We start from the raw sequence: 26,631 nt of genomic DNA, 5'->3' as shown, positions 1-26,631 counted from the left end.
AGCGGATGACGGGAAAGACCAGGGCGCGCTCCGGCCCGAACGGCACGGCCGGCGGCGACCGGCCCTATCCCTGCTTCACCGGCGGACAGGTCCTCACCCACCAAGACCTCAACCAGCTGCGCGATTTCCTCGACGGCCAGGACCGGCTCCTCGGGCAGGCCATCGGCTTCGGCATCACCGCCGGGCTCACCGGAACGGTGAGCACCCCCGATGCCGAGGGCAAGCGGCAGTTCACCGTTGATCCGGGACTGGGCATCGACCAGCCGGGACAGGTGCTGTGGCTGGGCACCGCCGTCCAGTGGCCGGATCTGGCAAAGGCGATCGAGGAGGCGCACGCGGCCCCGCCCCTCGAGACGCCGTTCGACTTCATCGAGGCCGGGCCCGGCGGGACCACTCCGGTCCTGGTCCTGGACGACAAGGACAAGGGCGTCCCGCAGTGCGGCGAGACGGACTGCGCCGGACACTCCGCCCTCAAGCTGCGCGTCGCGGAGGTCCTCCTCGTACCCGGCCGGCTGAAGTCCACGGCGGCGGACTTCGCCACCGAGCCGCTGCTGGACGAGGCGCCGCTGACCATCCAGGCGAACGGGGACGTCGGAGGCGACTTCGACCAGCTGCGGAACGCGGTCTCCGCGCGCCTGAACGCGGTGGGCATCGAGCTCTCAGCGGCAGCGGCGCAGCGCCTGAGCGGCCTGGCCCTCACCACCTCCACGCCGCTCGCGGTCGGTCAGTACCGGGCGGCCTTCCTCAACCACGTGTTCTTCGCGACTCTCGACCTGTTGCGGGTCCGCGCCCTTCACACGCCGACCTCCCGGGCCACCACACGACCGGGTATCGCCCTCGGCTGGCTCGCGACGGAAGGCGGGGTACACGTGTGGAAGCCGGCGTACCGGCACGACTTCGAGCCGCCCGTGGGGCTGGCGAACGCCCTGACCGGAGCCGGCCCGCTGGACGCGGTCGCACAGATGCGCAACCGGCTCGAATCGCTGCTGCTCAGCTACAACGAGCCGACGGTCCCCGGACCGGAGGTCCCGATGAAGCCGCCGCCCGGCAAGGGCGACTTCCACGTCTGTCCCAAGGGGGAGAAGTCGCTGGCTCGCCTGAGGATGTTGCTGGGCGTGAAGAATCCCTGCTTCGACGTCTACTTCCCGCCGAGCAAGCTCCCGGACAAGTGGCGCGACTTCTACCTCGAGGAAGCTCCCTTCATCAAGGGGCCCGGCCACGGTCTGATGGATCCCGTGGGTATCGACGTCCTCTACGGCACGGATCCGCTGGACTTCGCACAGGCCGGAGTGTTCTCCCTCGGCCCCGCGCTGGGCGCGAGCGCCGCCGCGACGGCGGAGTCCCTCAAGGCGTTCATCACGGACCAGGGACTCAGTCCGGATGTGCAGGTACTCACGGCGGACCAGGCCCGACAGCTGAAGGGCTTCTCGGTCCAGGGCGCGATCAGCCTCGGCGACAAGCTGGTCCTGGTCCATGACCAGGCCGGCAGGGTCGTGGAGGTCGGCCGGGTGCCCAACCAGCAGGCACTCAAGAGTGCCGGCGGCGTGCTGGCCGAGGCCGTGAACGCCGCCGCCGGCGCCCAGCAGGCCGCGCAGGAGGTCGCCGGGGTGCAGACCGCTGTGCAGGAGCTGAAGACGAGCCTGTCCCAGCTGAAGGTCAGTGACACGACGCAGCTCCAGCAGCTCGCGACGCTGACCGCCCGGGTCGAGAACGTGGTGGTCAAGGACGACCTCATCCAACTCCGCAAGGACCTCAAAGGCGAGATCGCGTACGCCCACCAGCAGGCCTCGGCATTGCAGCAGAAAGTCATCGACGCGGCCGCACAGGTCGCCGGCCTGTGGAACGAGCACACGAATCTCAAGGAGGACGTCGCCCTGAGTCTGGAGCTGGTCAAGAAGAACGATGGCCGGGTCGACCATCTCTTCCAGTACGGGACCTCGCGCTTCGCCTCTTCGGAGAGTTTCGTCCCCCTCCTCGGCGACTTCCTGGACACGCTGAGCGGTGCGCTGGCCGGCGCCGAGTCCTCACCGGCGGTGTCCGGGAGCGAGGAGCTCGTCGCACTGGTCGAGGCCCTGGTCGCGGCCGCGGAGGCCGCCGACCGGCCGGAAGCGGAGCTGACCCGAGTACGCCACTCGGCACGGACCCTCACCGCGCTGCTGCGCCAGGGGCCCTCGTGACGGCCCCTGGCACGGCGGAGGTCAGGCTGGAGCGCCTCACCATCCGCTGCCGGGCGGCCCCCGGAGACCAGGAACGTGCCCTGGCCGTACGAGCCCGGCTGTGCCGCCTGGCGGCCGAACGGCTGCCCGCCGTGCTCGGCCGGGCGCTGGGCGGCGAACCCGGCGGCGGCGAGCACGTGCCCGAAGTCCGGGTGGACCGCCTGGTGGTGCCGCTCGGCTTCGATCCCGCGGACCACGACGACGACACCGTGCTGCTGCTGTGGGCCGAACACATCCGGGCCGCCGTGGCGCACCGGCTGTCCGTCACGCCCGCGGGCCCCGTCACCCGCGGGCCGCGGGCACCGGGCCGCAGCCCGGCGAGCACCCCTGCTTCCCCGCCGCCGGAACCCGCGTCGACCGGCTCCGGCATGCCGTCCGTGGGGCCGGGCACGACCGGTCCGGCCACGGTCGTCCCGACCCGCCCGGCTCGCATCCCGGCCGTACGCCCGGAGGAAACCGATCAGCGGTGGGAGCCCTTCACGGACGGCCGGCACCGCCCGGTACCGCCCGCCCCCACGTCACCGGAAGCAGCGGACGGCGGCCCGGACCGGGCCGCGCCCGCCGGCCGGCCGGACGGCGGCGCTTCCGCGCCGCCCCTTCCGGCGGCCGGAGCCGAGGTGCGGGTCGACCTGCCCGGGCAGGCGCCCGCGGCTCGTACGGCGCGACCGGGCGAGCCCGCGCCGTACGAGCCGGCGGTCCCCTCCGGGCTCCGGGCCGTGCCGGCGGCGCCGGCCAGGACCGGCGTGCGGCCCGCCCCGGCGGGCGGACCGCTGTCCTCCCGGGCGGGCGGGGTCGTCCTGCTGCATCCCTGGCTCGCCGGCTACGTGCACGAAGCGACCCGCCTCCTGCGCGCGTCCGGGGCAGCTGCCCTCGCCACGGCGACGGAGACCGACCTGCGCCGGATCGCCCTGGGCGCTCTGGCCGGCCCGGCGGATCCCGGGACGCCGGGCGACCCGCTGATCCTGCTGCTCGCCGGGGCGGCACGGGCCTCGGAGGCGCCCGCCGACGGAGAGCCGGTCACGCGCGAGGTCCCGGAGGAGGTCGCCGGTGCCGCGGAGGGGGTGCTGCGGGAGTTCGCCGCCGCGCTGCCCGGCTTCGGGCGGTCGAGCCCGGGCTACCTCAGGGCCGGGTTCCTCCTCCGGGAGGCGGTGCTGGAGACGGCGCCCGGCGGGGTGATCCGGGTGGATCTCGCGCCCTTGCCGCTCGACCCCGTACTCGCCCGACTGCCCTACCCGGTGGGCTCGTTCGCCCTCCCGTGGTCGCCGCCCGTCCGGGTCACCCTCGACGGCGGCCCCCTGCCCTGTCCACCACGGCTGGAGGTCTGATGCTCCCGGCAGCCCACCAGGAGGAACTGCACCGTGCGCTGACCGCTCTGGAAGCGGTCATCGGGCTGAGGCTGGAGGAACGGCGCTCGTGTGCCGTCCGCGCCGGCCTGGACGCGGAGCCCGAGCGGGCGGTCGCCGCGCTGATGGCACGGCCCCTGGGACTTGAGGGGACGGAAGGACTCCCCGCCGTCCACACCTACGCCGGTGACGGGCCGCTGGCCCGGGTGGTGCGGGACTGCTCGCTCGACGCCGCCGAGGCACTCGCCCTGCTCGCCGCCGTGGCTCCGGAGATCGACGAGAAGTTCGCCCTCTACTACGGGCTGCTCGCCGACCGGCCCGGGGCGTCGCACCTCACCGGCGAAGTGCTCCGCACGCTGTGCGCCCGCACCTTCGCGGGCCGCCTCGCGGCCCGCGAACTGCTCGCCGCCCACGGACGGCTGCGCGGCGCGCGGCTGCTCGACCTGACGGCGGCCGAAGGGGGAACCCTCGCGGGCCGGGTGGTTCCGCACCGCGCCCTCGTGGCCTACCTCACCGGCGGTCCGGTGGCCGGCGGACCGCCGCCGGACCTGCCCGTGGACCTCATGGACACCGCGCACACCCTGGACGACATCGTCGTGCCGGGCCCGGTACGCCGTCGGCTGGCGACCGTACTGGAACGCGTCCGGCACAAGCACACCGTGCTGGAGGAATGGGGGTTCGCCCGGGCACACGACGGTGTACGGGGCACCCTGGTGCTCTTTCACGGCCCGCCGGGCACCGGCAAGTCCATGACGGCCGCGGTACTCGGCCGGACCCTCGGCGTCCCCGCGTACCGGGTCGATGTATCGGCGCTGGTCAGCAAGTACATCGGGGAGACGGAGAAGAACCTCGCCCGCGTCTTCGACTGGGCCGAGGAGGAGGAGTGCCTCCTCGTCTTCGACGAGGCGGACGCGGTCTTCGGCCGCCGCACGGAGGTGTCCGACGCGCACGACCGCTACGCGAACCAGGAGGTCAGCTATCTCCTCCAGCGGGTGGAACGCCACCGGGGCGTGGTGGTCCTGACCACCAACCTGCTGGGCAACATCGACGAGGCGTTCGCCCGGCGGATCGACCTGCGGGTGGAGTTCCCGGCGCCGGGGGCGGCCGAGCGGCTGGCCATCTGGCGGGGTGTGCTGCCGGCCCGGCTGCCGGTTGCCGAGGACCTCGGCCTGCCCGCGCTGGCGGAGCGCTACCCGCTGACGGGGGCGGAGATCCTGGACGCCGCGCTGGCCGCGGCGTACGCGGCGGCTGCCGACGGCCGGGTGGTGACCCGCGAGCACCTGACGGCGGGCATCGGCACGGCCTTCGCGAAGAGCGGGCGCACACCGCCGTCGGCCACGGGCTGAGGACCGGTGGAACGTACTCGCGTCGCCCCCGAGCAGCGGTCCGGGGTCGTGGACCGCGCACCCCGGACCGCCGGTCCGTCGCGGCGGTCCGGGGCCCGCGCGCCGGGGACGGACCGCGGCACGGCCACCGGGCCCGGGGGGACGGGCGCGGGCCGGGACTGGGTGTCCCGGCCGGTGGAGGCGGCATTCGTCCGCGGGTGGATGCGCTTCGAGGTCGGTGAGGACGGCGGGACCACAGGGCGGGTCGAGCTCGACGCGACCGTCACCGTGCTCGGCACGACGCTGGCGCGCTTGACGTACGAGTCCGACGCGGGCCGGGCACAGCCCCACCCGCCGGGCGAGGCCCCCCTGCCGTACGTGACCGTGGACGCGGGTGTCGCGACCGTGCGGCTGGACGGCCAGACCGCCGGGGGGCGCTGGGAGCTCGACACCGGCACGGGCGCGCGCCCGGCGCCGGCGTCGTCCTTCACCGTGCCGGTGACCCCCGCGGGGCCGGCGGGACCGGGGACGGCGGAGGGTGACGGGACCGGGGCGGACGGCACCGGCCGTGTCCCGCCGGCCGTGCGGACAGGGGGCGCGGGGGAGGGCCTCGGCCCTGGTCCGGCGTCGGACGCGGCAGCCGGACCGGCCGCCGCGGAGCCCTCGCGGCGGGGCGGACCGGGTGCCGGGCGGGACACCGTCCTTGACGCGGAGGCGGACGTCGGCGAAGCCGGCCTGCGGGTGGTGGCCGTGCCCGCCGTGGCCTACACGGCTCCCGTGGCCACCCCGGCCGGGGAAGCCGCTCCCGGCCCCGGGACGGGGCCGGCGCCGGAGGAAGCAGCCGTCCCCGAACCAACGGTGGTCGACACCGCTGCGGCCGAAGTCGCCGCCGGAGCCGAACCCGCCGCGCCCGAAGGGGCCGTGGAACTCCCGGGCGCGGCGGCGGCGGCCCCGGAGGCCGCGGCCGAAGCGGCGCCGCCCGGCCCGGAGGTGACCCTCCACATCCCGCCCGCCCCGGACGCCCCTTCCCCCGCCCACCAGGAGCGCATCGCGGGCGTGGTCCACGGAGCCGGGCGGGCAGCTCGTACCGCGAGCAGCCTGCCCGACGCCAAGGCGAGCACCGCCACGGCCCGCGGGGCCGTGACCGAACCGCCGACGGAAACCGCCGCCCGGGCCGGAGCCGCCCTCGCCGACGCCCTCGGCACCCGGCCCGCGCCGAGCTCGCAGATCCTCCGGCTCTGCGAGGACATCCGCAGGGCCATCCGCAGCAAACGGCCCGTCGACGAGGAACACCTCGTCGAGGCCGACCCCAAGACGATGGCCAAGGACGCCGGGCAGGCGCTCGGTTCCTCGGTCGAGGGGGACACGGCGAAGACGGCGGGCGCGTACAACGGGCTCCAGCAGCAGCCCGCGGGCACTCCCGCCACCACCCCGCAGCCGATCGCCCGCCCGGCCCCGGGCGTGGCCGACCCGGGGATCGCGGCGCCAGGCGCGGCCCCCGACCCGGTCCCGGCACAGAACGTCTCCCTCGACGCCGACAAGGCGGATGTCGACAAGAAGGTCGCCGACTCGCGGATCAACCGTCCATCCGCCGAACCCATCGGACAGCCGCCGTTCTCCACCGTCCGCGAGGGTCAGCAGGAACTCGGCACGATGGCGGCGAACGGCCCCGCCGAGGTCCTGGCCAAGCAGGACGAGGCCCTGGACCGAGCCCGGACGGGTATGGCCGAGCTCCAGACCAAGGCGCTGGAGACGCTCAACTCCTCGCGCGGAGGCACGGTCGGCGATGTCGCGTCGAAGCAGAACGCGATGGTCGGCACCGAGCAGCAGACCCGGGAATCCGTCAGCCGGCAGGCGCAGCAGATCTTCTCCGACGCCCAGAACCGGGTGGACGGTCTGCTGAAGCCCCTCACCCGCACGGCCATGGACAAATGGGCCGCCGGGGTGGAGCGGCACTCCACCGAATTCCGGCAGGCGCTGGACCGGGTGGCCAAGTGGATCGCCGAGCGTCACGAAGGAGTCGGCGGCGCACTCCTGGAGGGCCTGGACGCGCTCACCGGACTGCCCGCCTGGGTGAAGGAGGCGTACGACGCGGCGGAGAAGCAGTTCGGCGACCGGGTGTGCGGGCTGCTGCTGGAAATCTCGGCGGACGTCGAGTCGGTGATCGCGGCGGCGAAGGCCCTCATCGACGACGCCCGGCAGCGCCTCGCCCGGCTGTTCGCCGATCTGCCGGCGGAACTGCGCGAGTGGGCCGCGACCGAACAGGCCACCTTCGCCGAGCGGTTGAACGGTCTCGAATCCAAGGTGGCGCAGACCCGCCAGGACTTCACCAAGGACATCACCAAGCAGGCCGTGACCGCCGTCGCCGAGGTACAGCGGGAGGTCGAGCAGCTGCGCGAGGCCGCGGGCGGACTCATCGGCAAAGTCCTCAAGGCGGTCCAGCAGTTCGTCGACGACCCGGTCAAGGCGATCATCGAAGGACTGCTGCTCCTGGCCGGCATCCCGCCGCCCGCCTTCTGGGCCCTGGTCGAAAAGATCCAGCAGGTCGTGGCGGACATCGCCGACGACCCCGTCACCTTCGGCAACAACCTGGTCGCCGCGGTCGCCCAGGGATTCCGGCTGTTCTTCGACCACTTCCCCGACCACCTGATCAACGGTTTCTTCGACTGGCTCTTCCGGGGCCTGGGTTCGGTCGGTGTGCAGATCCCCACCGACCTCAGCGTGTCGAGCCTGATCACCTTCGCCCTCCAGCTGATGGGCCTGACCTGGCCGAGGATCCGCGGGATCATCGTCAAGCACGTGGGCGAGAAGAACGTGGCCCTGGTGGAGCAGGCGTGGAGCCTGATCTCCGCCCTGATCAAGAAGGGCCCCGAGGGCCTCCTTCAGATGCTCAAGGAGAAGCTCGACCCCAGGGCGTTCCTCGACCGGATCATCCAGGCCGCCATCTCCTACATCACCGAAACCCTGGTGAAACAGGTCGCGATGCGCATCCTGGGCATGCTCAACCCGGCGGGCGCCGTCCTCCAGGCCATCATGCTGATCTACAAGGTGCTGCGCTGGATCTTCGAGAACGCGGCCTCGATCTTCCGGCTGGTCGAGACCGTGGTCAACGGCGCCGCGGCCATCCTCGCGGGCGACATCGGCGGCATGGCCAAACAGGTCGAGGCCGCTCTGGCGATGCTGCTGCCCATCGTCATCGACCTGCTGGCCGGCCTGGTCGGCCTCGGCGACCTGCCCGAGAAGGTCGCCGAGAACATCAAGGGCTTCCAGGACTACATCTTCGGCCTGGCCGAAACGGTGATCGCCTGGCTGGTGACCAAGGGCCGCGCCCTGCTCGCCTCCCTCGGGCTGGGCGGGGGCGAGAAGAAGGGCGGGGAGGGGGACGAGGAGGAGATCGGCCAGACCGTCGTGTTCACGGCGGGCGGTGAATCCCACCGCCACTGGATCCGCGTCACCGGCGCCGCCGCCGACCTGATGGTGGCCAGCGAGCCCACCCCGCTGGAGACGAAGCTGGCCGCGTGGACCAGGGAGGCGCCGGATCGATTCAAGGACAATGAGGGGGAACTGGCAAAGGTGCGGGCGAACATCGCCGCCGTACGCGGATTGACGCAGAGCGCGGACCCCGAGGCGGACCGGCTGGCCAAGGAGCGTGCGACCACCCGGCAGTCGGCCCCTTCCGGGGAGGTACCGGCGCAACCGGCACAGGCTCTGGACGACAAGGCCCTCGAAGATCAGCAGAAGGAGATCGCCCGTCTGCTCGGCGAGCTGTTCGCGGCCTTCGGAGAGGGCCGCGACGACATGCAGAACCTGCTGGTCGAGATCTCTGCCCAGCTCCCCCTCTTCGGAAGGCGTTTCGCCGCTGGGGTGCACGAGGCTTGGTGGACGCGCCAGGTCAGCAAGCCCGTGCTGTACGTCCCGACGGACGGACGCGACGTCCAGGTCTGGCGGCCCGGGGTGCTGGGCGGGACCGAAGAGGAAGGTGTGGGCTACCTGGGCAGTGCCGACGCCGCGAGACTCGTGAAGTCCTACTTCTACGAAGCGGACTCCGGGGACGGGCCGGCGAAGCAGCCCAGCCGGAAGAAGGTCACCACCGAAGGGTTCTACGACTTCCTCTTCGCGCTGCCGCGAACGAAGAACGCGTACCCGCACATGGTGCGCGGCGCGTTCATCCGCCGCATCGGGGAGTCCGCGGCCGGCCACCTCAGGCTCGAAGCCGAGGGCACGCTGCCGGAGAACGCCGATCAGCACCTCCGCAAGGAGATCTCGGGGATCGGCTTCCGGCATTCGGGGGAGGCGGGCGAGAAGCAGTACGGCCGCTTCGACCCCTTCGTGGGGTCCAGGCTGCACCCGGGGTTGTGGGACGCGGTGAGGGCGTACGGCCCAGGAGATCCGGGCGCCGTGGTCGCCTTCTTCGAGGCACTCGTGGAGCGCGGCACGGCCGGCGGTCTGACATGGGACCAGTTCAGGACCCTGTGGAACACGGGCGGAGCCTCCAGGGGCTGGATCAAGACCCAGTTCCGCGCCGCCGCGCCCGGCCAGCACGAGTGGATCCCGGTCAACCGCATCGGCGACGTGCTGGAGCACGCGGTCGAACTGGCCCGTCAGGGCGACGTCCTGCGCGGCCTCCACTGGATCAGGTCGATGCACATCCTGCGGACACCGACCAACTGGGTGGTGTACTCCTTCGTTCCCGAGGGCGCAGGTGCCGGATACGAGCCCAAGAAGGAGCCGAAGACGCCCTCCGAGGTGCGCGTCCACTCGGGCGGCGGGTCGGTCGTCGGCGAACCGAAGCGCCCCGCGGGCACGGTGGGCCAGGCCGCCTTCCACGACGCGCTGCGGGAACGGGCCCGGGTGGCGTTCGGAGACCGGCACTCGCCCCGGGAGTTCGTCGCAGCACTGCGAGCGGCGCTGCGCAGCCACTTCGTATGGGACGGCAGCGGAATTCCCCCCGAGCGGCTGAACGAGCCGATCGGCATCGCCATCAGGGTGACCGGCCGGGGCCGGGTGGAGAACCTGATGTACGGGGACCTCGCGGAGATCCAGCGGGCCGTCATCCAGGAGATCGAGGCGTTCTTCGACGCCATCACCCAGGCCCTGCCATGACCTGCTCGGGGGGCGTGCCGCGGAGTTCTGCCAGGCCTCGGCGGGTGGCGGCGATGACCACTCGGTCTTCGGGGCGCAGGACGTAGCCGGGGTGCAGGTCCCAGAGGAGCTGGGGTTCCTCGCCCGCGCGGTGCGAGGAGGCCAGGTCGGGGCGGCGGATCGTGGGGGCGGCGGTGTCGAGGGCGAGGACGCGCCAGGATCCGGGACGGAAGGCGTCGGCGACGGTGCGGCCCTCGAACTGGGGGTGGCCCGCGACGAGGAGGGCGGCGAAGAGCAGGACCTTGCGTTCGACCGGGATGGCGCCGAGGATCTGGCGGCCCATCATCGCGCCCGCGAAGGCGGGTGCGGCCAGGTGGGAGACGCTGCGGCTGCGGGTGAGCGCTTCGGGATGGGCGGTACGCAGGGTGCGGTGGACGACGGTGGCGAAGTCGTCGTCGTACAGGCGCAGCGCCACGCGCAGGTCGGGCTTGACCGTACGGGCGTAGAGCACGGCCTCCAGGTTGGTGGTGTCGGAGCTGGTGAGGGCGAGCAGGGCGTGCGCACGGTGGATCTTGGTGGCCTCCAGCACGCCCTCCTCGGTGACGTCGCCGAGGACCACGGGGATGCCGAGGCCCCGGGCGAGCGGGATGCCGCGGGCGTCGGGGTCCTCCTCGACGCAGACGACGGGGATGTCCAGCTCCCGCAGCCGGGCCAGGACGCGGGAGCCGACCTTGCCGAGGCCGAGCAGGACGACGTGGCCGGACAGGCCGCGGGGCGGGCGGCGGAGCGCACCCGCGGCGCGGAAGGTGCCGAGCGCTTCCAGGGCTCCGGCGACGAGGAGGGGGAGCAGCGCGAGGCCGACGAGGCCGGAGAGGAGCTGGAGGATCTGGCGGGTGGCCGGCCCGTCGACGGCGGGGTCGTTGATCGAGAACAGATCCAGCAGGGTCAGATAGGCGGCGTGCACGGGATCGGCGTCGGTGAGGAGCGCCGCGGCCGTCGTCAGGGCGAGCACGGAGACCACGATGCCGGCGAGCGCCCACCTCAGACGGCTGGAGAAGAGCTCCCGCAGCGGCGCTCCGCGGCGGGCCAGGCGCCGTGCCGACAGGCTGGGACCGGCGTACCGCACGGTCTCCAGGACGACGCTGCCGCGCCCGCTCGCCCGCGCCACGGCCCGGTCGTCGGGCAGGAGGAGAGGGCCCTGGGGGCCGCTGCTCTCCGAACCCTCCGCGCCCGCCGGGTCGGTCGTGGTGGACGAGAGCAGTGCCAGGGTGCACAGGCCGGGGTCGGGGACCTCGTCGGGTCCGTGCGGGGCGCGTTCGGCCGCGCGCAGGAGTACGCCGTCGGCCTGGACGACCTTGCTCGTGCCGGCGACGGCGGTGGCGGCGAGCGCGGGGGCCGCGGTGTCCGCGTCGGACAGGACGGTGGTGGAGGCGTCGAGAACGGCCCGGTCGGTTCCGGGAGCGGTCAGCAGGGCGGCCTGGTCGAGGAGTTCCTCCAGGTGCTGACCGAGCTTCCGGTTGTACATGCGGACGACGAGCCGCAGGCCGGGGTTGAGCCTGCGGGCCGCGAGCGCGGCCCGCAGGTTGGTCTCGTCGTCCTCGTACAGCAGCGCCAGGGCAGCGGCCCGGTCCACCCCGGCCCGCAGCAGCGCCGCCTCCGCGGGAGAGGCGGACACGACGTCCCGCGGGTGCGGGGACGTGCCGGTGACGGTGCCGTCGGCCCGGCGCAGAAGGCGCGCCGCGCGGGACAGTACGGCGGACCTCTCCGTCTCCTCGGTCCCGTCGCCGGGCGCGACGAGGACGACCCGCTGGCGGTAGACGTCCCGCAACTCGGAGGCGAGCCGGAGTGCGAGCCCGTCGTCGCCGCAGACCACCATGTGGCCGCCGTTCCGTGCGTCTCCGGTGTCCTGGTGCGGTAGCGCGGTCACGATTCCCCCCCCGGTATCGGCCGGACCGCGGAGTTCCGCCGTGCGGCTGCGAGGACGGTGGGCCGCCGGTCACGGTCCGACCGCCCGGCTGTCGAACCTCGCAGAGACGAGCGTCAGTCCGGCGCCCCCCGCCGCCACGAGAGCGTAGGCCGCGAACGCCACCCGCTGCTCCTCCTTGCGCAGCGTCTCGTACGTGTCCCTGGGGACCTCGAACCGCATGCGTCGGGGGTCGGTGGGGTCGACGGCGAAGTAACGGCCCCGGACGGAGTCCGCCTTCTGGAGCGAGGAGTCGTCCGCACCGACACCGGTGATCAGAGCCAGGCCGGCCAGGCCCAGGGCGGCGAGCAGCGCCTGGACGCGCCGGGGCAGGGAGCGCAGGGCGCGCCACTGGTTCGCCCTGCTGCTCGCGAAGCGTATGTCCCGGAGCCCGACGGCGACGCCGCGGACGAGCGTCGCCAGGTGCAGGGGCACCAGCAGGGCGATGCCGGCGCCGAGGAGGAGCCACTCGTCCGCGAACGGTGGGAGGAGTGGCACGGCGGCGAGGGCCGCGGCGAGAAGTCCAAGACCGGAGAGGGAGAGCTGCGCCCCCGCGTGGATCCTGAAGCTGGTTCTCACCGCGTCCCCCGCCGTCCCTCAGTCGGTGATCTCGATGGCGCCGTCGGTGGACGGCGCCGGCTGGGCCGGTCCGGGGACCGGCTTCTTCTGGGTGATGCCCTGGAGGAGCTGGGCGAGGTCGACTCCGGTGGTGGAGGAGAGGAGCTCCATGCCCTGGGCGACGTTGTCGGCGACCGTACGGGACAACTGGCTCGCCCCGTCGGTGGAGATGACCGTCATCTTGTCGATGGCGGACAGCGGCTCGGACGCCTTGGCGACGACCTGCGGCAGGACCTCGACGAGCATCTGGAGGACGGCGGCGTCGCCGTACCGGGCGAAGGCGTCGGCCTTCTTCTCCATCGCCTCCGCCTCGGCGGAGCCCCTGGCGGCGATGGCCGCAGCCTCGGCCTCGCCCTCGATGCGGACGGCGTCGGCGAGAGCCGCACGGTGGGCCTTCTCGCCCTCACCGGTGAGGCGGGAACGCTGCGCGTCGGCCTCGGCCTGCTTGACCAGGGCGATACGGCGGGCCTCGGCCTCCTGCTCGGCCTGGTAGCGGGCCGCGTCGGCGGGCTTGCGGACCTGGGTGTCGAGCTGGCGGTCGGTCAGGGCGGCCTGGCGCTCGGCGACCTTCTCCTGCTCGGTGAGGATCTGCTGCTGGCGGTCGGCTTCGGCGAGCGGGCCGGCCGCGTTGGCCTGGGCGGCGGCCTCGTCGGTCTGGGCCTTGATCTCGGCCTGCTTCAGGTAGAGGGTGCGCTGCGCGATCGCGATCTCCTCCTCCGCCTTCAGCCGGGCCTGTTCGGCGGCGCGGCGGGCGACCGCCTCGGCGATGTCGGCCTCCTGCTTGGCGCGGGCGGCCTCGGGGCGGCCGAGGTCCTCCAGGTAGGAGCCCTCGGTGGTGATGTCCTGGATCTGGAAGGCGTCGAGGACCAGGCCCTGGCCCGACAGGCTGGCCTCGGCCTCCTCTGCGACCTGGCCGGCGAACGCGGCGCGGTCCCGGATGATGTCCTCGACCGACATCCGGCCGACGATGGAGCGCAGCGCGCCGGACAGCACTTCCTGGGTGAAGCCGACGATGCCGTCCTGCTGCATCAGGAAGCGCTGCGCGGCGGCCCGGATGGAGTCCTCGGTGCCGCCGACCTTGACGATCGCGACGCCCTCCAGGTTCGCCTTCACTCCGCGCAGGGTGACCGCGCCGCGGACGGCGACGGGGATGTGCCGGCTGGAGAGGTCGAGCGTGAACTTCTGCTGGACGAACGGGACGACGAAGACGCCGCCGCCGACCACGACCTTCTGGCCGCTGTTGTCGGTGAACACCCGCCCCGTGGCGGGATCGGTGGCCTGCTTGCCCCGCCGGCCGGTGATGATGAACGCCTCGCTGGGCCCGGCGACCTTGTAGCGGGTGATGACGACGAGGGCGAGCAGCACGAGAAGGACGACGATGCCCACCACGGACATCAGTACAGGGCTCATGGGAACCCCTTTCGATCAGAGATGAATCGTGAAGAACGGCAGGCGGAGGGTGGTCATCGCTCGACCGGCCGGACGGTGACCGATGTCGGTGAGAGCACGGACTCGACCCACACCTCGGCGCCGCGTGCGACGGGAGCGTCGGCCTTCGCCGCGTACTTCACCGGCTGGCCCGCGAGGTGGAGCAGGACCTCGCCGTACCCGTCGGCCGGGATCGCGGTGACCACCGAACCGCTCGTACCGGCCAGGTCCTCGCCCCGCGGCGCGGGTGCGGCCCCGTCGCGGGTCAGTGCCCGGCTGAACCGCCAGGTCACCCACCCCACGACACCCCCCGCGACCGCACCCGCACCGGCGGCGCCCCCCGCCCCCGTACCGGTGGTCCCGAGGACGATCGCCCCCGTGAACCCGAGCGCCGAGACGAACCCGGCGATCACCGGCAACGACAGAAACCCGTCAAGCCCCCCGCCGGCCCCGTCGAGGACCCCCTCCAGCACCCCGTCGAAGACCAGGGACAGCACGAGCAGCACCAGACCGACGATGCCGAGACCGAGAAACCAGCCCATGTGCGCCACCTGTCCCCGTGCGTTGTCTCTCCCGTTGTCCAGGGAGTTTGCCACGGGACAGCGCTGACGTTCACTGCATGGTTCCGGCAGTCTTTACGCGCTCTTGATGCCGCCTGTGTGCGTGAGGCTGCCTCCGCGCCGGCCGGGGCTCACAGCGGCTGGTCGGGCCAGTCAAGGAGGCGGGCGCCGACGACGGCGGTCTGGAGGGTGTAGCGCTGGACCGGGTCGCCGGGGTCCGCGCCGGTCAGTCGGTGGATGCGGTCGAGGCGGTACGTCATGGCCCGCACGCTGAGACTGAGTCGGCGGGCCGCCTGGGCGGTGACGCAGCCGGTGTCGAAGTACGCGCTGAGGGTGTCGAGGAGGGGCTTCGCGCCGCCGCGGGCCTCCTTGAGCGGGCCGAGGACGCTGCGGACGAGGTCGGCCATGGCCTGCCGGTCGCGGGTGAGGACCGGGTAGACCAGGAGGTCGGCGGCGTACAGGACCGGGTCGTCGAGGTGCATGCGGTCGGCGAGGTCGAGGGCGTTGAGGGCCTCCTCGTAGGAGTGGACGACGCCGCCCGCGCCCGGGTGCGCGCGGCCGACGGCGACCCGGCCGCCGTCGGTCGCCGCGTACGCCTGCTTGGCGAAGTGGGCGAGGACGTCGGGCTCGTCGGCGGGGGCTACGCAGATCAGCCGGCCGTCCTTGGTGGTGAGCAGGAGGCGGCGGTTGCCGAAGCGGGCGGTGAGCGAGGACTCGACGGTACGGGTGACCGCGTACCCGTCGTCGTACGGCTCCGGGCCCTGGGCGACGGCCACGGCGTGGGCGTGGGACAGGAGCAGCCCGAAGCGTTCGGCGCGCTCGGCCAGGCGGCCGAGGTCGCTGCGGCCGTGGAGCAGGTCGTCGATGAACTCACGCCGTGCGGCCTCCTCCTGGCGCACCGCGAGGCGCTGGGCCCGTTCGTGGCCCTCGGCGAAGGCGTCGACGGCCTGCCCGACGGCGCTCAGGAGGTGGTCGGCGGCGATCCTCGGCAGCCCGGGGCGCAGCCGCTCGGCGGCGGTCAGGTGGGAACGGACGGCGGCCCGCAGCCCGATGCCGGCCTCCGCGGCCCGCTCGCCGCGGGAGCGCAGGGCGTCGCGTTCGTCACGGGTGAGCCCGCGGCCGGTCGCGCAGACGTCCGCCAGGATGGCGGCGTACCCGTCGAGGTGTTCCTCGGCCGGTTCCCTCTCCGTCATGGTCCCCCCGTGTGCTCGAAGCGTCTCCGGTTCTCGAAGCGCGTCCCCGGTTCTCGGAGCGCCTCCGGTTCGTGAGGCGTCTCCGGCGTCATCTTGACGTGCTCTTGACGCGCGGACCAAGACGGGTCCCTTTCCGCTCCGGTGCGCCCCGCGGCGGGTCTGCCGGGGTTGACCCCGGGGAGGGCGGCGCATAGCGTCGCCGCGCTGGGGTAAGCGAGCGCTCAGGAGGTCCTCGTGATGGTGTCCGACGGGCGGTCGGGGGAAGCGCGGCTGACCGCGCCCGGAGCGCCCTTCGCCGTCGTGGACGGGGTGTACGCCGGTGGGCCCCGCACGCTGCGGGAGTTCGTGGAGGCCGTCTGGGGCTACGGGGACCGGGTGTTCCTGGTGTCCGAGAGCGGGCCCATGACCTACCGGGAGTTCTTCGACGCCGCCTGCGGGCTCGCCCGGCGGCTCGCCGGGGAGTACGGGCTGCGCCCCGGGGACCGTGCCGTCGTCGCCATGCGGAACCTGCCCGAGTGGCAGGTCGCCTTCTGGGCCGCGCAGCTCGCCGGCCTCGTCGCCGTACCCCTCAACGCCTGGTGGACCGAGGACGAGTTCGCGTACGCGCTCGACGACTGCGCGCCGGGCGTGCTGCTCGTCGACGGCGAGCGGGTCGGACGCGTGCGGGCATGGGCGCGGCGCAACGGTGTGCCGGGGATCGTCTTCCACGCCGGGAGCGGGGGCGTCTTCCCCCGGGCCGAGGCCGACGCCGGGGACGGAGACGGGGACGGGGGCGGCTTCGTCCCCTACGTCGCCGACACCGATCCGTTCCTCGGGCCGCCGCCCGTCGACGTCCTGCCCGAGCACGACGCCACCCTCATCTACACCTCCGGCACCACCGGCCGCCCCAAGGGCGCCGTCGCCACCCATCTCGCGCAGGCCGGAGCCGCCATGAACCCCCGGTACTTCGCCGCCGCCGCGGCCCTCGCTCGCGGGGACGTGCCGGGGACGGGGCCCGCGCCCGTGTCGCTGACCACGTTCCCCTTCTTCCACGTCGCCGCCTTCACCTCCCTCTACGCCGTGATGGCCGCGGGCGGCACGCTCGTCATGATGCGGAAGTGGGACGCGGGCCGGGCTCTCGAACTGATCCGGGAACACCGGGTCACCCACTACGCGGGCGTGCCCACCACCGCGCTCCAGCTGCTCGACCTCGCCCGCGCCACCGGCGACCCGCTGGAGAGCCTCACCCTGCTGAGCACCGGGGGCGCCGCCGCCCCGCCCGGCATCGTCGCCGGGATCAGCGCCGGATACGGGGACCGCGTCGAGCCCCGCAACGGCTACGGGCTCACCGAGACCTGCGGCGGGGTGCTGTCGAACGTCGGCGCCGAGTACCGCGCCCACCCCGGGAGCGTCGGCCGGCCCTCGCCCGTCACCGAGGTGCGGATCGAGCGGCCCGACGCCGAGGGCGTGGGGGAGCTGTGGCTGCGCGGACAGTCCCTCGTCCGGGGCTACTGGGGGAACGAGGCCGCCACCCGCGCCGCCTTCACCGACGACGGCTGGTTCAGGACCGGGGACCTCGCGCGCGTCGACGGGGACGGCCGGGTCGGCATCGTCGACCGGCTCACCGACATGGTGATCCGCGGCGGGGAGAACGTGTACTGCGTCGAGGTCGAGACCGTGCTGCACGAGCACCCGGACGTCGTCGACGCCGCCGTCCTCGGAGTGCCGCACCCCGTCCTGGGGGAGGAGGTCATGGCCGTCGTACGGCTGCGCGCCGGGGCGGACGCCGACACCGAGCGCCTGCGCGCCCACGTGGGGACGCGCCTCGCGGCTTTCAAGGTGCCCGCACGTGTCCTCGTACGCGAGGAGGAGCTGCCCCGGAACCCGACGGGGAAGATCCTCAAGCGGGAGCTGCGGGACGGGCTGTTCGGAGGCGGGTGACGGGGTCGCGCGGAGGCTCGTGACGGGGCCGCACGGAGGCTCGTACGGGGCCGCACGGAGGCTCGTGACGCGGGGCGGGTGACGCGGGCGGGTACGCGGGGCGGGTGACGCGGGCGGGTACGCGGGGCGGGTGACGCGGGCTCCTCAGTCGCGCGTGATGCGGACCCGGTACGTGCCGTTCTCGTCCTCGTCCAGCACGCTGATCCGTATGCCGTTCGCCCGGTCCGTGAACGTCTCGCCGGGGCGGTACGGAGCGTCCGAGAGTTCCGCGTGGACGTTGGCGCGCCGGGTGCAGCCGCCGCTCGCGCGCTCACTGTCCGACACGGTCACCGGGCCGTGGCCGGTGTCCACGTCGGACTCCACCCGGTAGACGAGGACGCCCTCCTCGCAGACGGCCTCGTCGTTGCCGCCCTTGCCGCGGACCTCGACCGCGTAACCGGAGGTGCCGGAGAGCGGGACGAACGTCAGCTTGGGGCCGCCGGGTACGGCCAGCGGGGTGAGGGTCCAGTCACCGGTGCCCGCGGCGGACGCGCAGCCGACCTGGTCGTTGTCGAGCCAGCCCAGCTTCCACTTGTGCCAGCCGAGCAGGTCGTTGTTGGCGCCCCAGTCCTCGGACATGATGTCCCAGTGCCCGACGGACCCGCCGCCGTCCGATGTGTACAGGTCGGGCAGTCCGAAGACGTGCCCGTTCTCGTGGGGCAGGACGCGGTAGCCGGTCTCGGCGAAGCTGCCGGACCCGTCGTCCTGGCGGCTGTAGACGAAGGACGTGTTGGCCAGCGGCACGCCGTCGGCGTAGGGGGCGTCGTCGTTGCCGGAGAAGGTCACGGACAGGACGGTGTCGAGGGCGGAGGGCCCGGCGTTCGGCGTGACCAGGACGTTGACCAGGTCGTACGCACTGAAGTCCACCTTGGCGTCGGCCGTCGTCACGATGTCCTCGACGAGGGAGCGGTACCCCGGCTCGTACGGTGAGCCGCGCTCGATCCCGTACGCGGAGAAGGCCTTGGGCATCCGCAGCCAGTCGGGTATGGGCGCCTCGGCCTGGTAGCGCAGACGCCCGTACGAGCTGACGCGGAACCATTCGGCGGTCTGCGGGAAGAACTCGCGGAAGCGGCCCATCGCCGTGCCGTCGCCGGTGGCGTCGGGGAAGTCGATCATCAGGTTGAGGGCCTTGACCTGGCCCGTGGAGCGGACGTACCCGGGGGCCGTGGGCAGCCCTTCCGACATCTGCACGCCGAGCGTGGTGGCGATGCGGCACGGGCCGAGCTGGGCGCCCCCGGGTGCGGTGGCCACGGGCCCCGCGGAGGCGGGGGCGGGCCCGGGGAGGGTGGTGCTCGCGGAGGCGAGCAGCGTGAGGGAGAGCGCCGTGGTCGCGGCCAGGGCGACGGGTCTGCGTATCCGTCGGCGGGAGTGCTGCATACGGTCGCCTCTCCGGTGGGGGCAGGTCGGCGCCACGGGCCCTTCCGGTCCGCGGGGCCCGCGCTGTCCGATCAGCCTGTGACGAGCGGTTCGTCCGCGCGCGCCGGGTGGCCCGATCGTGGGATCCCGAGCAGGGGCCGACGGTTGTGACCCAGGTCATAACGGGGGTGGGAAATAACCGGGGACTAGGTCCCCGTTCAGGACTGTGTTGAACGAAGTGGGGAGTCCCTCCCCGGATACCGAATCCGAGACGACCGAGGAGGTCGTGGCGTGACCACCAGTGCCGACACCGCACCCGCCCGTCGCGTGCCCCGCCCGCGGGCCGACGCGCTGCGCAACCGCGAGCGGATCGTGACGGCGGCGCGCGAGATGTTCGTCGAGTTCGGCCCCCAGGTGCCGTACGACGAGGTCGCGCGCCGGGCCGGCGTCGGGAACGCCACCCTCTACCGGAACTTCCCCGAGCGCCCCGACCTCGTCCGCGAGGTCGTCCTCTCGCTCATGGCCCGCGTCACCGAGGTCGCCGAACGGGCCGCCGAGGAGGAGGCCGACACCTTCGCCGCCCTCCGGCGCTTCACCCACGCCGCCGCCGAGGAACGCATCGGCGCCCTGTGCCCGATGCTCGACGGGGCCTTCGACAAGGACCACCCCGACCTGATCGCCGAGCGCGACCGCCTGGAGGAAGTCGTCCAGGCGCTCGTCGACCGCGCCCAGCGGGCCGGCCGGCTCCGCTCCGACGTCGGCGTCGGGGACCTCATGGTGGCGGTGTCCCAGCTGACCCGCCCGCTGCCCGGGACGGCCTGCGGCGCCGGCTGGGACCAGTTCGTCCACCGCCATCTGCAGCTGTTCCTCGACGGCCTCGAAGCGCCCGCGCGCTCCGAGCTGCCCGGGACGGCCGTGACCCTGGAGGACCTGAGGCGCGACTCCTGTCCGTCATGAGAGCCGGGGCCCCGCACCCCTTCACGTAAGCCTTTCCGTCCCTTTTTCACCAGTACGCGCCAAGAGGTGGCTACCCCCATGCCGAAAGTCCCCGACAGCTCCATGACCCACCCCGACCCGGGCCGCTGGAAAGCGCTCGTCTTCATCGCCCTGGCCCAGCTGATGGTCGTGCTCGACGCGACGATCGTGAACATCGCGCTGCCCTCCGCCCAGCAGGACCTCGGGATCTCGGACGGCAACCGGCAGTGGGTCATCACCGCCTACGCCCTCGCCTTCGGCGGGCTGCTCCTGTTCGGCGGACGCATAGCCGACCTGTGGGGCCGCAAGCGCACCTTCGTCGTCGGCCTGATCGGCTTCGCCGCGGCCTCCGCCCTCGGCGGGGCGGCGACGGGCGAGGCCATGATGCTGGGTGCCCGCGCGCTCCAGGGCGCGTTCGGCGCGCTCCTCGCGCCCGCCGCGCTCTCGCTGCTCGCCGTTACCTTCACCGACGCCAAGGAACGCGCCAAGGCCTTCGGCATCTACGGCGCGATCGCCGGTGGCGGCGGCGCCGTGGGTCTGATCCTCGGCGGTTTCCTCACCGAGTACCTGAACTGGCGCTGGACCTTCTTCGTCAACATCCCGTTCGCCGTCGTCGCCGCCGTGGGCGCGTACCTCGTCGTCCGTGAGCCGGCGGGCGGCCGCAACCGCTCGACGCTCGACATCCCCGGCGTGATCCTCTCGACCCTGGGCCTGGTCGCGCTCGTGTACGGCTTCACCCGCGCCGAGTCCGAGGGCTGGAGCGACGCCGGCACGGTCGGCCTGTTCATCGGCTCCGGTCTGCTGCTCATCGCGTTCGTCGTCACCGAGTCGCTGGTGAAGTCCCCGCTGCTGCCGCTGCGGGTCCTGACCGACCGCAACCGCGGCGGTGTCTACCTGTCGCTGGGTCTCGCGGTCATCGCGATGTTCGGCCTCTTCCTCTTCCTGACGTACTACCTCCAGATCGTGAAGGGCTACTCGCCCGTCATGACGGGCTTCGCGTTCCTGCCCATGATCGTGGGCATGATCGCCGGCTCGACCCAGATCGGTACGCGCCTGATGACCCGGGTCCCGCCGCGGCTGCTCATGGCCCCCGGTTTCCTGACCGCGGGCGTCGGCATGCTGCTGCTCACCCAGCTGGAGGTCGGTACCTCGTACGCCGGTCTGATCCTGCCCGCGCAGCTGCTGCTCGGTCTCGGCATGGGTACGGCGTTCATGCCGGCCATGTCGCTCGCGACGCTCGGCGTGGATCCGCGGGACGCCGGTGTGGCCTCCGCGATGGTCAACACCTCGCAGCAGGTCGGCGGCGCCATCGGTACGGCCCTGCTGAACACGATCGCCGCCTCGGCGACCACCGCGTACCTGGCCGACCACGCGGCGGGCGCGACCACCCCGGCCGGGCAGCGGCTGCTGCAGCTCCAGGGCATGGTCGAGGGCTACACGGCCGCCATCTGGTGGGCCGTCGGCATCCTGGTCGTCTCGGCCGCGATCGCCTTCGCCCTGATCACCACGGGGAAGCCGGACATGGGGGTCGTCGCCGGGTCCGGTGCGGACGCGGACGACGAGGTGAAGGTGCCGGTCATCGCCCACTGACCCCGGCCGGACCGGCTCTCCGTACGCATCCGGGCCGGCCTCCCGTCCGCACCCGGACCTGCCCTGGTTCCGCGAGCCGTGTGCTCAGCGGAGCCAGGGCAGGTCCGCGTCCGGGCCCGCGGGTTCGAGGCCCTCGGCCATCACCCGCATGATCTCGCCGAGCTGGTCCGCCTGTTCGGGGGAGAGCCGGTCGAACAACGCCTGGCGCACGGCCGCCACATGGCCGGGCGCGGTGCGGCGCAGCACCTCCATGCCCTCGTCCGTCAGCTGGGCGAACTGGCCGCGCTTGTCGGAGGGGCAGTCCTCGCGCCGTACCCAGCCGTTCTTCTCCAGGCGGGCGATCGCGTGGGAGAGGCGGGAGCGGGTGATCTTGGCGTTCCTGGCGAGCTCGGTCATCCGCAGCCGGCGGCGGGGGGCCTGGGAGAGCTGGACGAGCAGCCCGTAGTAGACGTGCGGCATCCCGGCGTCGCGCTGCAACTGGCGGTCGAGGTGGTCCTCCAGGAGCGTGGTGGCATGCAGGTAGGCGCGCCAGGTGCGCTGTTCCTCGTCGCTGAGCCAGCGCGGTTCGGTCATGTCTCCCATGGTTCCCATCGTACGACCCATCCTTGAAAGTTGAACTATTTAGGTCTACTCTGCAGATGCTGAGCTTGAAGTTTCAAGTAACACGAGGATGCCGGAGGTCTCGTCACCATGGACGCCACGCTGGAACGGATGCCCGCCCTCTACCTCTCCCACGGCGCCCCGCCGCTCGCCGACGACCCCGTCTGGCCCGGCGAACTCGCCGCCTGGTCCGCCGGCCTCCCCCGCCCCCGGGCGATCCTGATGGTCTCCGCCCACTGGGAGGAGGCCCCGCTCGCGCTCGGTGCCACCGAGACCGTCCCCCTCGTGTACGACTTCTGGGGCTTCCCCGAGCACTATTACCAGGTCCGGTACGAGGCCCCCGGCGCGCCCGCCCTCGCCGAGGCGGTCCGCAAGCTGCTCCGCGCGCCCGGCACGCCCGTCCAGGACATCCCCGACCGGGGCCTCGACCACGGCGCCTACGTGCCGCTCGTCGAGATGTTCCCGGACGCCGGCATCCCCGTACTCCAGATCTCCATGCCCACCCTCGACCCGCGCCGCCTCATGGACATCGGGCGCAGGCTCGCCCCCCTCCGCGACGAGGGCGTTCTCATCGTCGGCAGCGGGTTCTTCACCCACAACCTGGCCGCCCTCCGCCACACCGGCGGCGGCGTGCCCGGCTGGTCCGCCGAGTTCGACGCGTGGGGGCGTGAGGCCCTCGCCGCGCACGACGTCGACGCCCTCCTCGACTTCGCGCACAAGTCACCCGCCGGCCGCCTCGCCCACCCGCGTACGGAGCACTTCGCCCCGCTCTTCGTCACCATGGGCGCGGCGGACGCGGCCGGCGACCTCGACGCGGAGCGGTCGGTGATCGAGGGGTTCTGGATGGGCCTCGCCAAGCGGTCCGTGCAGTTCGGCTGAGACCGGTCGTCGGTCGGGCCCCTCGGGACACCGGCGCTCCTCAGAACACCGGCGGGTTCAGCTCGACCGAGCGCACGGCGGCGGCGAGCGCGAGCGGGTCGCCCACGTCGAGCGCCGTGTCGGTGAACTTGATCGTGTGGTCGTCGCCGTGCGCGGCCGCCCGCTCGAAGACCTCCTCCGGCGTCAGCGTGAGGGACGTGGGCGCGAGGGCCGCCGCCTCCGCCGGGGTGTACGCGGCCGTCACCGCGGCCGCCGCCGTCCACGCGGCCGCCAGGCTCGGCGCCCACAGCTCGCGGGGGAGCGCCGGAAGGGCGCGCAGGACCGCGTTCGGCGCCGTCGCCGCGTGGACCAGCATGATCGGCTCACCGTGGCCGTGCGTCGCGTACCGGTGCGTCGCCGCCGTCACCAGCTCCACGAGCCGCGCCCTCGCGGTCTCCGGATCTGGGGCCCCGCCCCAGACCGGGAACCCCGTCAGCTGGACGAGCCGCGCCCGGATCCCGCCGTCCTGGTCGGGAACCGGCGGTACGGCGTCCAGGGCGGCCGCCGCCGACGGCGCCGCGGCCAGCGGGGTGAGCGCGGGCAGCGGCTGGTGGCGGGCCGCCCAGTAGCCGAGCGCGTGGGCCAGCTCGGCGCGGCGCGGTGCCGTCTCCTCGCCGGACGTCAGGAGGGTCCGTACGGCATGACCGGTACGGATCACGGGATGCGTCGCCCCGCCGGCGATGCCCGGCAGCAGGCGGGGCCACCAGGCGGAGAGGACCTCGCGCCAGGGGTGCCCGTCGAGCTCGCGCCCGAAGAAGCGGGTCCAGTCGGTGATCCGGACGGGATCGCCGAGCGCCTCGCGCCAGTTGTCCGCCGTGACGGGGCGGGACGGGGGCGGCAGCTCCTCCAGTTTGTGCGCGTACCGGTCGAGCCAGCGGTGCACGGCCGGGGCCTGGCCGTGGCGGGCCAGGGCCTCGACGGCCATCGGGGCGTGATTGGTGAGCCAGCCGTTGCGCTCGGGGCCGGTGGTGTGGAGGCGTTCGAGGGCTTCGTCGAGGGTTCCGGTGGTGTCGCTCATCGCAGTCATGCCGCTCGCATTGCTCATGAGGGCGACGGTAGGGCGGGGAAGGGCGCCGCGTAACGGGCTCGCGACCTAGTCCGCGAGTCCGAGGCCACCCCCGCGCGGGAGTGAGGGCTCCCTGCCGGCGGGGCAACCTCCTGCCCCCTCCCGGCGTCCTGAAAGGTGACGCCGTATGTGATCGGGGTCTCACCGACGGTGTGGTCGGGGGCACCGCGAGCGGCGCCGGACCACCCCCCGTGCCCGGTCTGACCTGCGCCTCCGTGGGTGCCTGCGGCATGCCCGACGGGGCGACGGCCGCGCAGGATACTGCATGATCGCGAAAATCCATGTGCACGGTGGGAATTCTGTCCGGATTCCAGTCGTTGTTTCCGTCGGATGCAGGGCACTCGTAAGGGTGTCGCGACCTACTCAGCAAGGGAGCACGCATGGCAACCCGTGCCGTCGCCCGTCGTCAGACCTCCGCCCAGAGCGGGGCCGCACGGGCAAGCAGCGTTCGCGCCGTGGGCGGGGAGATCGCCGACCGCGACCTGGTCGGCATGTACCTCGACGAGATCGCGCGCACGCCCCTGCTCGACGCCGCCAAGGAGGTCGAGCTCTCCCAGACGATCGAGGCGGGTGTCTACGCCCAGCAGATCCTCGACCGAGAGGTGGAGAGCGAGGCGGGCGGCGCGTCCCGCGAGGAGCTCGAAGCACTGGTCGCCGAGGGCGAGCGTGCCAAGGACCTCTTCATCAAGTCCAACCTGCGGCTCGTGGTGGCCGTGGCCCGGCGCTACCCGCGCAGTGGGCTGCCGCTGCTCGACCTGATCCAGGAGGGGAACGCGGGCCTGGTCCGCGCGGTCGAGAAGTTCGACTACGCGAAGGGCTTCAAGTTCTCCACGTACGCGACCTGGTGGATCCGCCAGGCCATCACCCGGTCCATCGCCGACCAGTCCCGCACGATCCGGCTCCCCGTCCACCTGGTGGAGGAGCTCGGCCGGATCCGGCGGGTGCAGCGCGAGTTCAACCGGGAGAACGGGCGGGAGCCCGAGCCCGCCGAGATCGCCGCCGAGCTGGGCTCGACGCCCGAGCGGGTCGTCGACGTCCTGGACTGGTCCCGCGACCCGGTCTCGCTGAACATGTCGGTGGACGACCAGGGTGAGACGCAGTTCGGCGACCTCCTGGAGGACACCTCGGCGATCTCGCCGGAGCAGTCGGTGCTCACGCTGCTGCGCAGCGAGGAGCTCGACGACCTCATCGACAAGCTCGACCACCGCACGGCGTCGATCATCCGGATGCGGTACGGCATCGAGGACGGCCGCGAGCGGACGCTGACGGAGGTCGGCAAGGAGCACGGTCTGACGAGGGAGCGGATCCGCCAGATCGAGAAGCACGCCCTGCTCGAACTCAAGAAGATGGCCCGCGACACGGGCTTCGACGCGGCGGCGTGAGCCCTGGCTCCCGATGACCCGAGCGCCCGCGTGAGCCCTGGCTCCCGGTGACCCGAGGGCCGGGGAACCAGGGCCCGGCCCCTATCCGCGTGTCGACGCCGACAGACGGCTCGCCAGGTCCTCCACATAGGTGTGGAGGGCGGGCGGGCCGTGGATCGTGAAGGGGGCGTCCACCAGGGCGAGGCGGAGGGCCAGCCATTCCACCGAGTCCGTCGCCCGGACGCGCAGACGGCAACTGTCGGGCCCCGTCTCCGTGGGGACGAGATGGGAGGGGAGCCGCGCCGTGACGAAGCCGGCGGGAGCCTCGAAGCTGACGTCCAGCTCCATCTCGGGCTGGGCGCGGGACATGGAACGGAGCAGGAGCTGCGCCGCGTCGCCCGCCGGCAGCTCGCGCGGGGTGAAGCGGGCGCCGGTGGCGAGCGGTTCGCTCACCCGGTCCACCCGGAAGGTGCGCCAGTCCTCGCGCCCCAGGTCGTACGCCACGAGGTACCACCGGTGCCCCGTGGAGACGAGCCGGTAGGGCTCGACCAGGCGTTTCGTCTCGGCGCCGTCCCCCGCCCGGTAGCCGAAGCGCAGCCTCTCCCGGCCGGTGACCGTGCCCGCCAGGGCGGTGAGCGTGGCCGGAGCGACCGTGGCCCCGTCGCCTCGCGTGAGGGGGATCGTGGCGTTCTGGAGCGTGGAGACCCGGTGCCTGAGGCGCGCGGGCAGCACTTGTTCCAGCTTCGCCAGGGCCCGTACGGAGGCCTCCTCCACGCCCTCGATCGCGTGCCCGGCCCCGGCCCGGAGACCGACCGCGATGGCGACGGCCTCCTCGTCGTCGAGGAGGAGCGGAGGCATGGCCGTACCGGCGACGAGCCGGTAGCCGCCGACCGCGCCGAGCGTCGCCTCGACGGGATAGCCGAGGTCACGGAGCCGGTCGATGTCCCGCCGGATGGTGCGCGGGGAGACCGAGAGCCGTTCGGCGAGCTCGCTTCCGGGCCACTCGCGGGGGGTCTGGAGGAGCGAGAGCAGATTCAGGAGTCGTGCCGGAGTGTCCGTCATGGCATTCAGGATGAGG

Annotated in this window: 18 protein-coding genes; 9 read left to right on the top strand and 9 right to left on the bottom strand. The window is 73.1% G+C overall.

Annotated elements, in window-relative coordinates:
• The first annotated feature begins 5 nt into the window (after window positions 1–5).
• From ACFVYX_RS17945 to ACFVYX_RS17930, 4 genes are read left to right on the top strand one after another with little or no spacing between them, the layout of a single operon-like run.
• Window positions 6–2,177 (top strand): hypothetical protein, encoded by a 2,172-nt coding sequence (locus ACFVYX_RS17945; RefSeq protein WP_389682319.1) that lies wholly within the window; start codon window positions 6–8, stop codon window positions 2,175–2,177.
• Window positions 2,174–3,541, top strand: a complete 1,368-nt coding sequence (locus ACFVYX_RS17940) for a contractile injection system tape measure protein (protein WP_389682318.1) — start codon at window positions 2,174–2,176, stop codon at window positions 3,539–3,541. The genes ACFVYX_RS17945 and ACFVYX_RS17940 overlap by 4 nt, the downstream gene beginning before the upstream one ends.
• Complete coding sequence (locus ACFVYX_RS17935) at window positions 3,541–4,905, top strand: ATP-binding protein (protein ID WP_389682317.1); 1,365 nt, start codon at window positions 3,541–3,543, stop codon at window positions 4,903–4,905. Before ACFVYX_RS17940 ends, ACFVYX_RS17935 begins: the two co-directional genes overlap by 1 nt.
• Window positions 4,906–4,911: 6 nt before the next feature.
• Window positions 4,912–9,987, top strand: a complete 5,076-nt coding sequence (locus tag ACFVYX_RS17930; RefSeq protein ID WP_389682316.1) for a hypothetical protein — start codon at window positions 4,912–4,914, stop codon at window positions 9,985–9,987.
• On the opposite strand, the gene ACFVYX_RS17925 is transcribed toward ACFVYX_RS17930, so the two are convergent.
• From ACFVYX_RS17925 to ACFVYX_RS17905, 5 genes are all read right to left on the bottom strand, one after another.
• Window positions 9,968–11,842, bottom strand: coding sequence for an NAD-binding protein (locus tag ACFVYX_RS17925; protein WP_389682359.1), 1,875 nt, complete (start codon window positions 11,840–11,842; stop codon window positions 9,968–9,970). The genes ACFVYX_RS17930 and ACFVYX_RS17925 overlap by 20 nt on opposite strands.
• A gap of 120 nt (window positions 11,843–11,962) precedes the next feature.
• Complete coding sequence (locus tag ACFVYX_RS17920; RefSeq protein ID WP_389682315.1) at window positions 11,963–12,508, bottom strand: hypothetical protein; 546 nt, start codon at window positions 12,506–12,508, stop codon at window positions 11,963–11,965.
• Between the two features lie 18 nt (window positions 12,509–12,526).
• Window positions 12,527–13,957, bottom strand: a complete 1,431-nt coding sequence (locus ACFVYX_RS17915; RefSeq protein ID WP_389682314.1) for a flotillin family protein — start codon at window positions 13,955–13,957, stop codon at window positions 12,527–12,529.
• Window positions 13,958–14,010: 53 nt separating this feature from the next.
• Entirely contained in the window at window positions 14,011–14,517 is a 507-nt protein-coding gene (locus tag ACFVYX_RS17910; protein ID WP_389682313.1) for a hypothetical protein, read from the bottom strand.
• A gap of 149 nt (window positions 14,518–14,666) precedes the next feature.
• Window positions 14,667–15,728: a PucR family transcriptional regulator gene (locus ACFVYX_RS17905; protein ID WP_389682312.1), complete on the bottom strand. Its 1,062-nt coding sequence runs from the start codon at window positions 15,726–15,728 to the stop codon at window positions 14,667–14,669.
• Between the two features lie 237 nt (window positions 15,729–15,965).
• Between ACFVYX_RS17905 and ACFVYX_RS17900 the strand changes: the two genes are divergently transcribed.
• Window positions 15,966–17,648: a class I adenylate-forming enzyme family protein gene (locus ACFVYX_RS17900; protein ID WP_389682358.1), complete on the top strand. Its 1,683-nt coding sequence runs from the start codon at window positions 15,966–15,968 to the stop codon at window positions 17,646–17,648.
• Window positions 17,649–17,792: 144 nt separating this feature from the next.
• On the opposite strand, the gene ACFVYX_RS17895 is transcribed toward ACFVYX_RS17900, so the two are convergent.
• Window positions 17,793–19,064: a M6 family metalloprotease domain-containing protein gene (locus ACFVYX_RS17895; RefSeq protein ID WP_389682311.1), complete on the bottom strand. Its 1,272-nt coding sequence runs from the start codon at window positions 19,062–19,064 to the stop codon at window positions 17,793–17,795.
• Window positions 19,065–19,334: 270 nt separating this feature from the next.
• Between ACFVYX_RS17895 and ACFVYX_RS17890 the strand changes: the two genes are divergently transcribed.
• Window positions 19,335–20,000, top strand: coding sequence for a TetR/AcrR family transcriptional regulator (locus ACFVYX_RS17890; protein WP_389682310.1), 666 nt, complete (start codon window positions 19,335–19,337; stop codon window positions 19,998–20,000).
• Between the two features lie 78 nt (window positions 20,001–20,078).
• A complete protein-coding gene (locus tag ACFVYX_RS17885) occupies window positions 20,079–21,608 on the top strand; it encodes an MFS transporter (protein ID WP_389682309.1) in 1,530 nt (509 codons plus the stop codon).
• An 84-nt stretch (window positions 21,609–21,692) separates the two neighbouring features.
• Here ACFVYX_RS17885 and ACFVYX_RS17880 read toward each other — a convergent pair whose 3' ends face one another.
• Window positions 21,693–22,199, bottom strand: coding sequence for a MarR family winged helix-turn-helix transcriptional regulator (locus ACFVYX_RS17880; protein WP_389682308.1), 507 nt, complete (start codon window positions 22,197–22,199; stop codon window positions 21,693–21,695).
• Window positions 22,200–22,298: 99 nt separating this feature from the next.
• On the opposite strand from ACFVYX_RS17880, the gene ACFVYX_RS17875 reads away from it, so the two are divergent.
• On the top strand, window positions 22,299–23,087 hold the full coding sequence (locus tag ACFVYX_RS17875) for a dioxygenase (RefSeq protein ID WP_389682307.1): 789 nt from the start codon (window positions 22,299–22,301) through the stop codon (window positions 23,085–23,087).
• A 40-nt stretch (window positions 23,088–23,127) separates the two neighbouring features.
• On the opposite strand, the gene ACFVYX_RS17870 is transcribed toward ACFVYX_RS17875, so the two are convergent.
• Window positions 23,128–24,144, bottom strand: coding sequence for a questin oxidase family protein (locus ACFVYX_RS17870; RefSeq protein WP_389682357.1), 1,017 nt, complete (start codon window positions 24,142–24,144; stop codon window positions 23,128–23,130).
• A 428-nt stretch (window positions 24,145–24,572) separates the two neighbouring features.
• On the opposite strand from ACFVYX_RS17870, the gene ACFVYX_RS17865 reads away from it, so the two are divergent.
• Window positions 24,573–25,574 carry an RNA polymerase sigma factor RpoD/SigA gene (locus ACFVYX_RS17865; RefSeq protein ID WP_389682306.1) on the top strand — a complete coding sequence of 334 codons (1,002 nt, stop codon included), beginning with the start codon at window positions 24,573–24,575 and terminating at the stop codon, window positions 25,572–25,574.
• A gap of 81 nt (window positions 25,575–25,655) precedes the next feature.
• Here ACFVYX_RS17865 and ACFVYX_RS17860 read toward each other — a convergent pair whose 3' ends face one another.
• Window positions 25,656–26,615: a helix-turn-helix transcriptional regulator gene (locus ACFVYX_RS17860; RefSeq protein WP_389682305.1), complete on the bottom strand. Its 960-nt coding sequence runs from the start codon at window positions 26,613–26,615 to the stop codon at window positions 25,656–25,658.
• Window positions 26,616–26,631: the final 16 nt, after the last annotated feature.

The organism is Streptomyces sp. NPDC058326, from assembly GCF_042879855.1.
In the GTDB taxonomy this organism is placed as follows: Bacteria; Actinomycetota; Actinomycetes; order Streptomycetales; family Streptomycetaceae; genus Streptomyces.
This window is presented reverse-complemented; position numbering and strand designations above follow the sequence as displayed.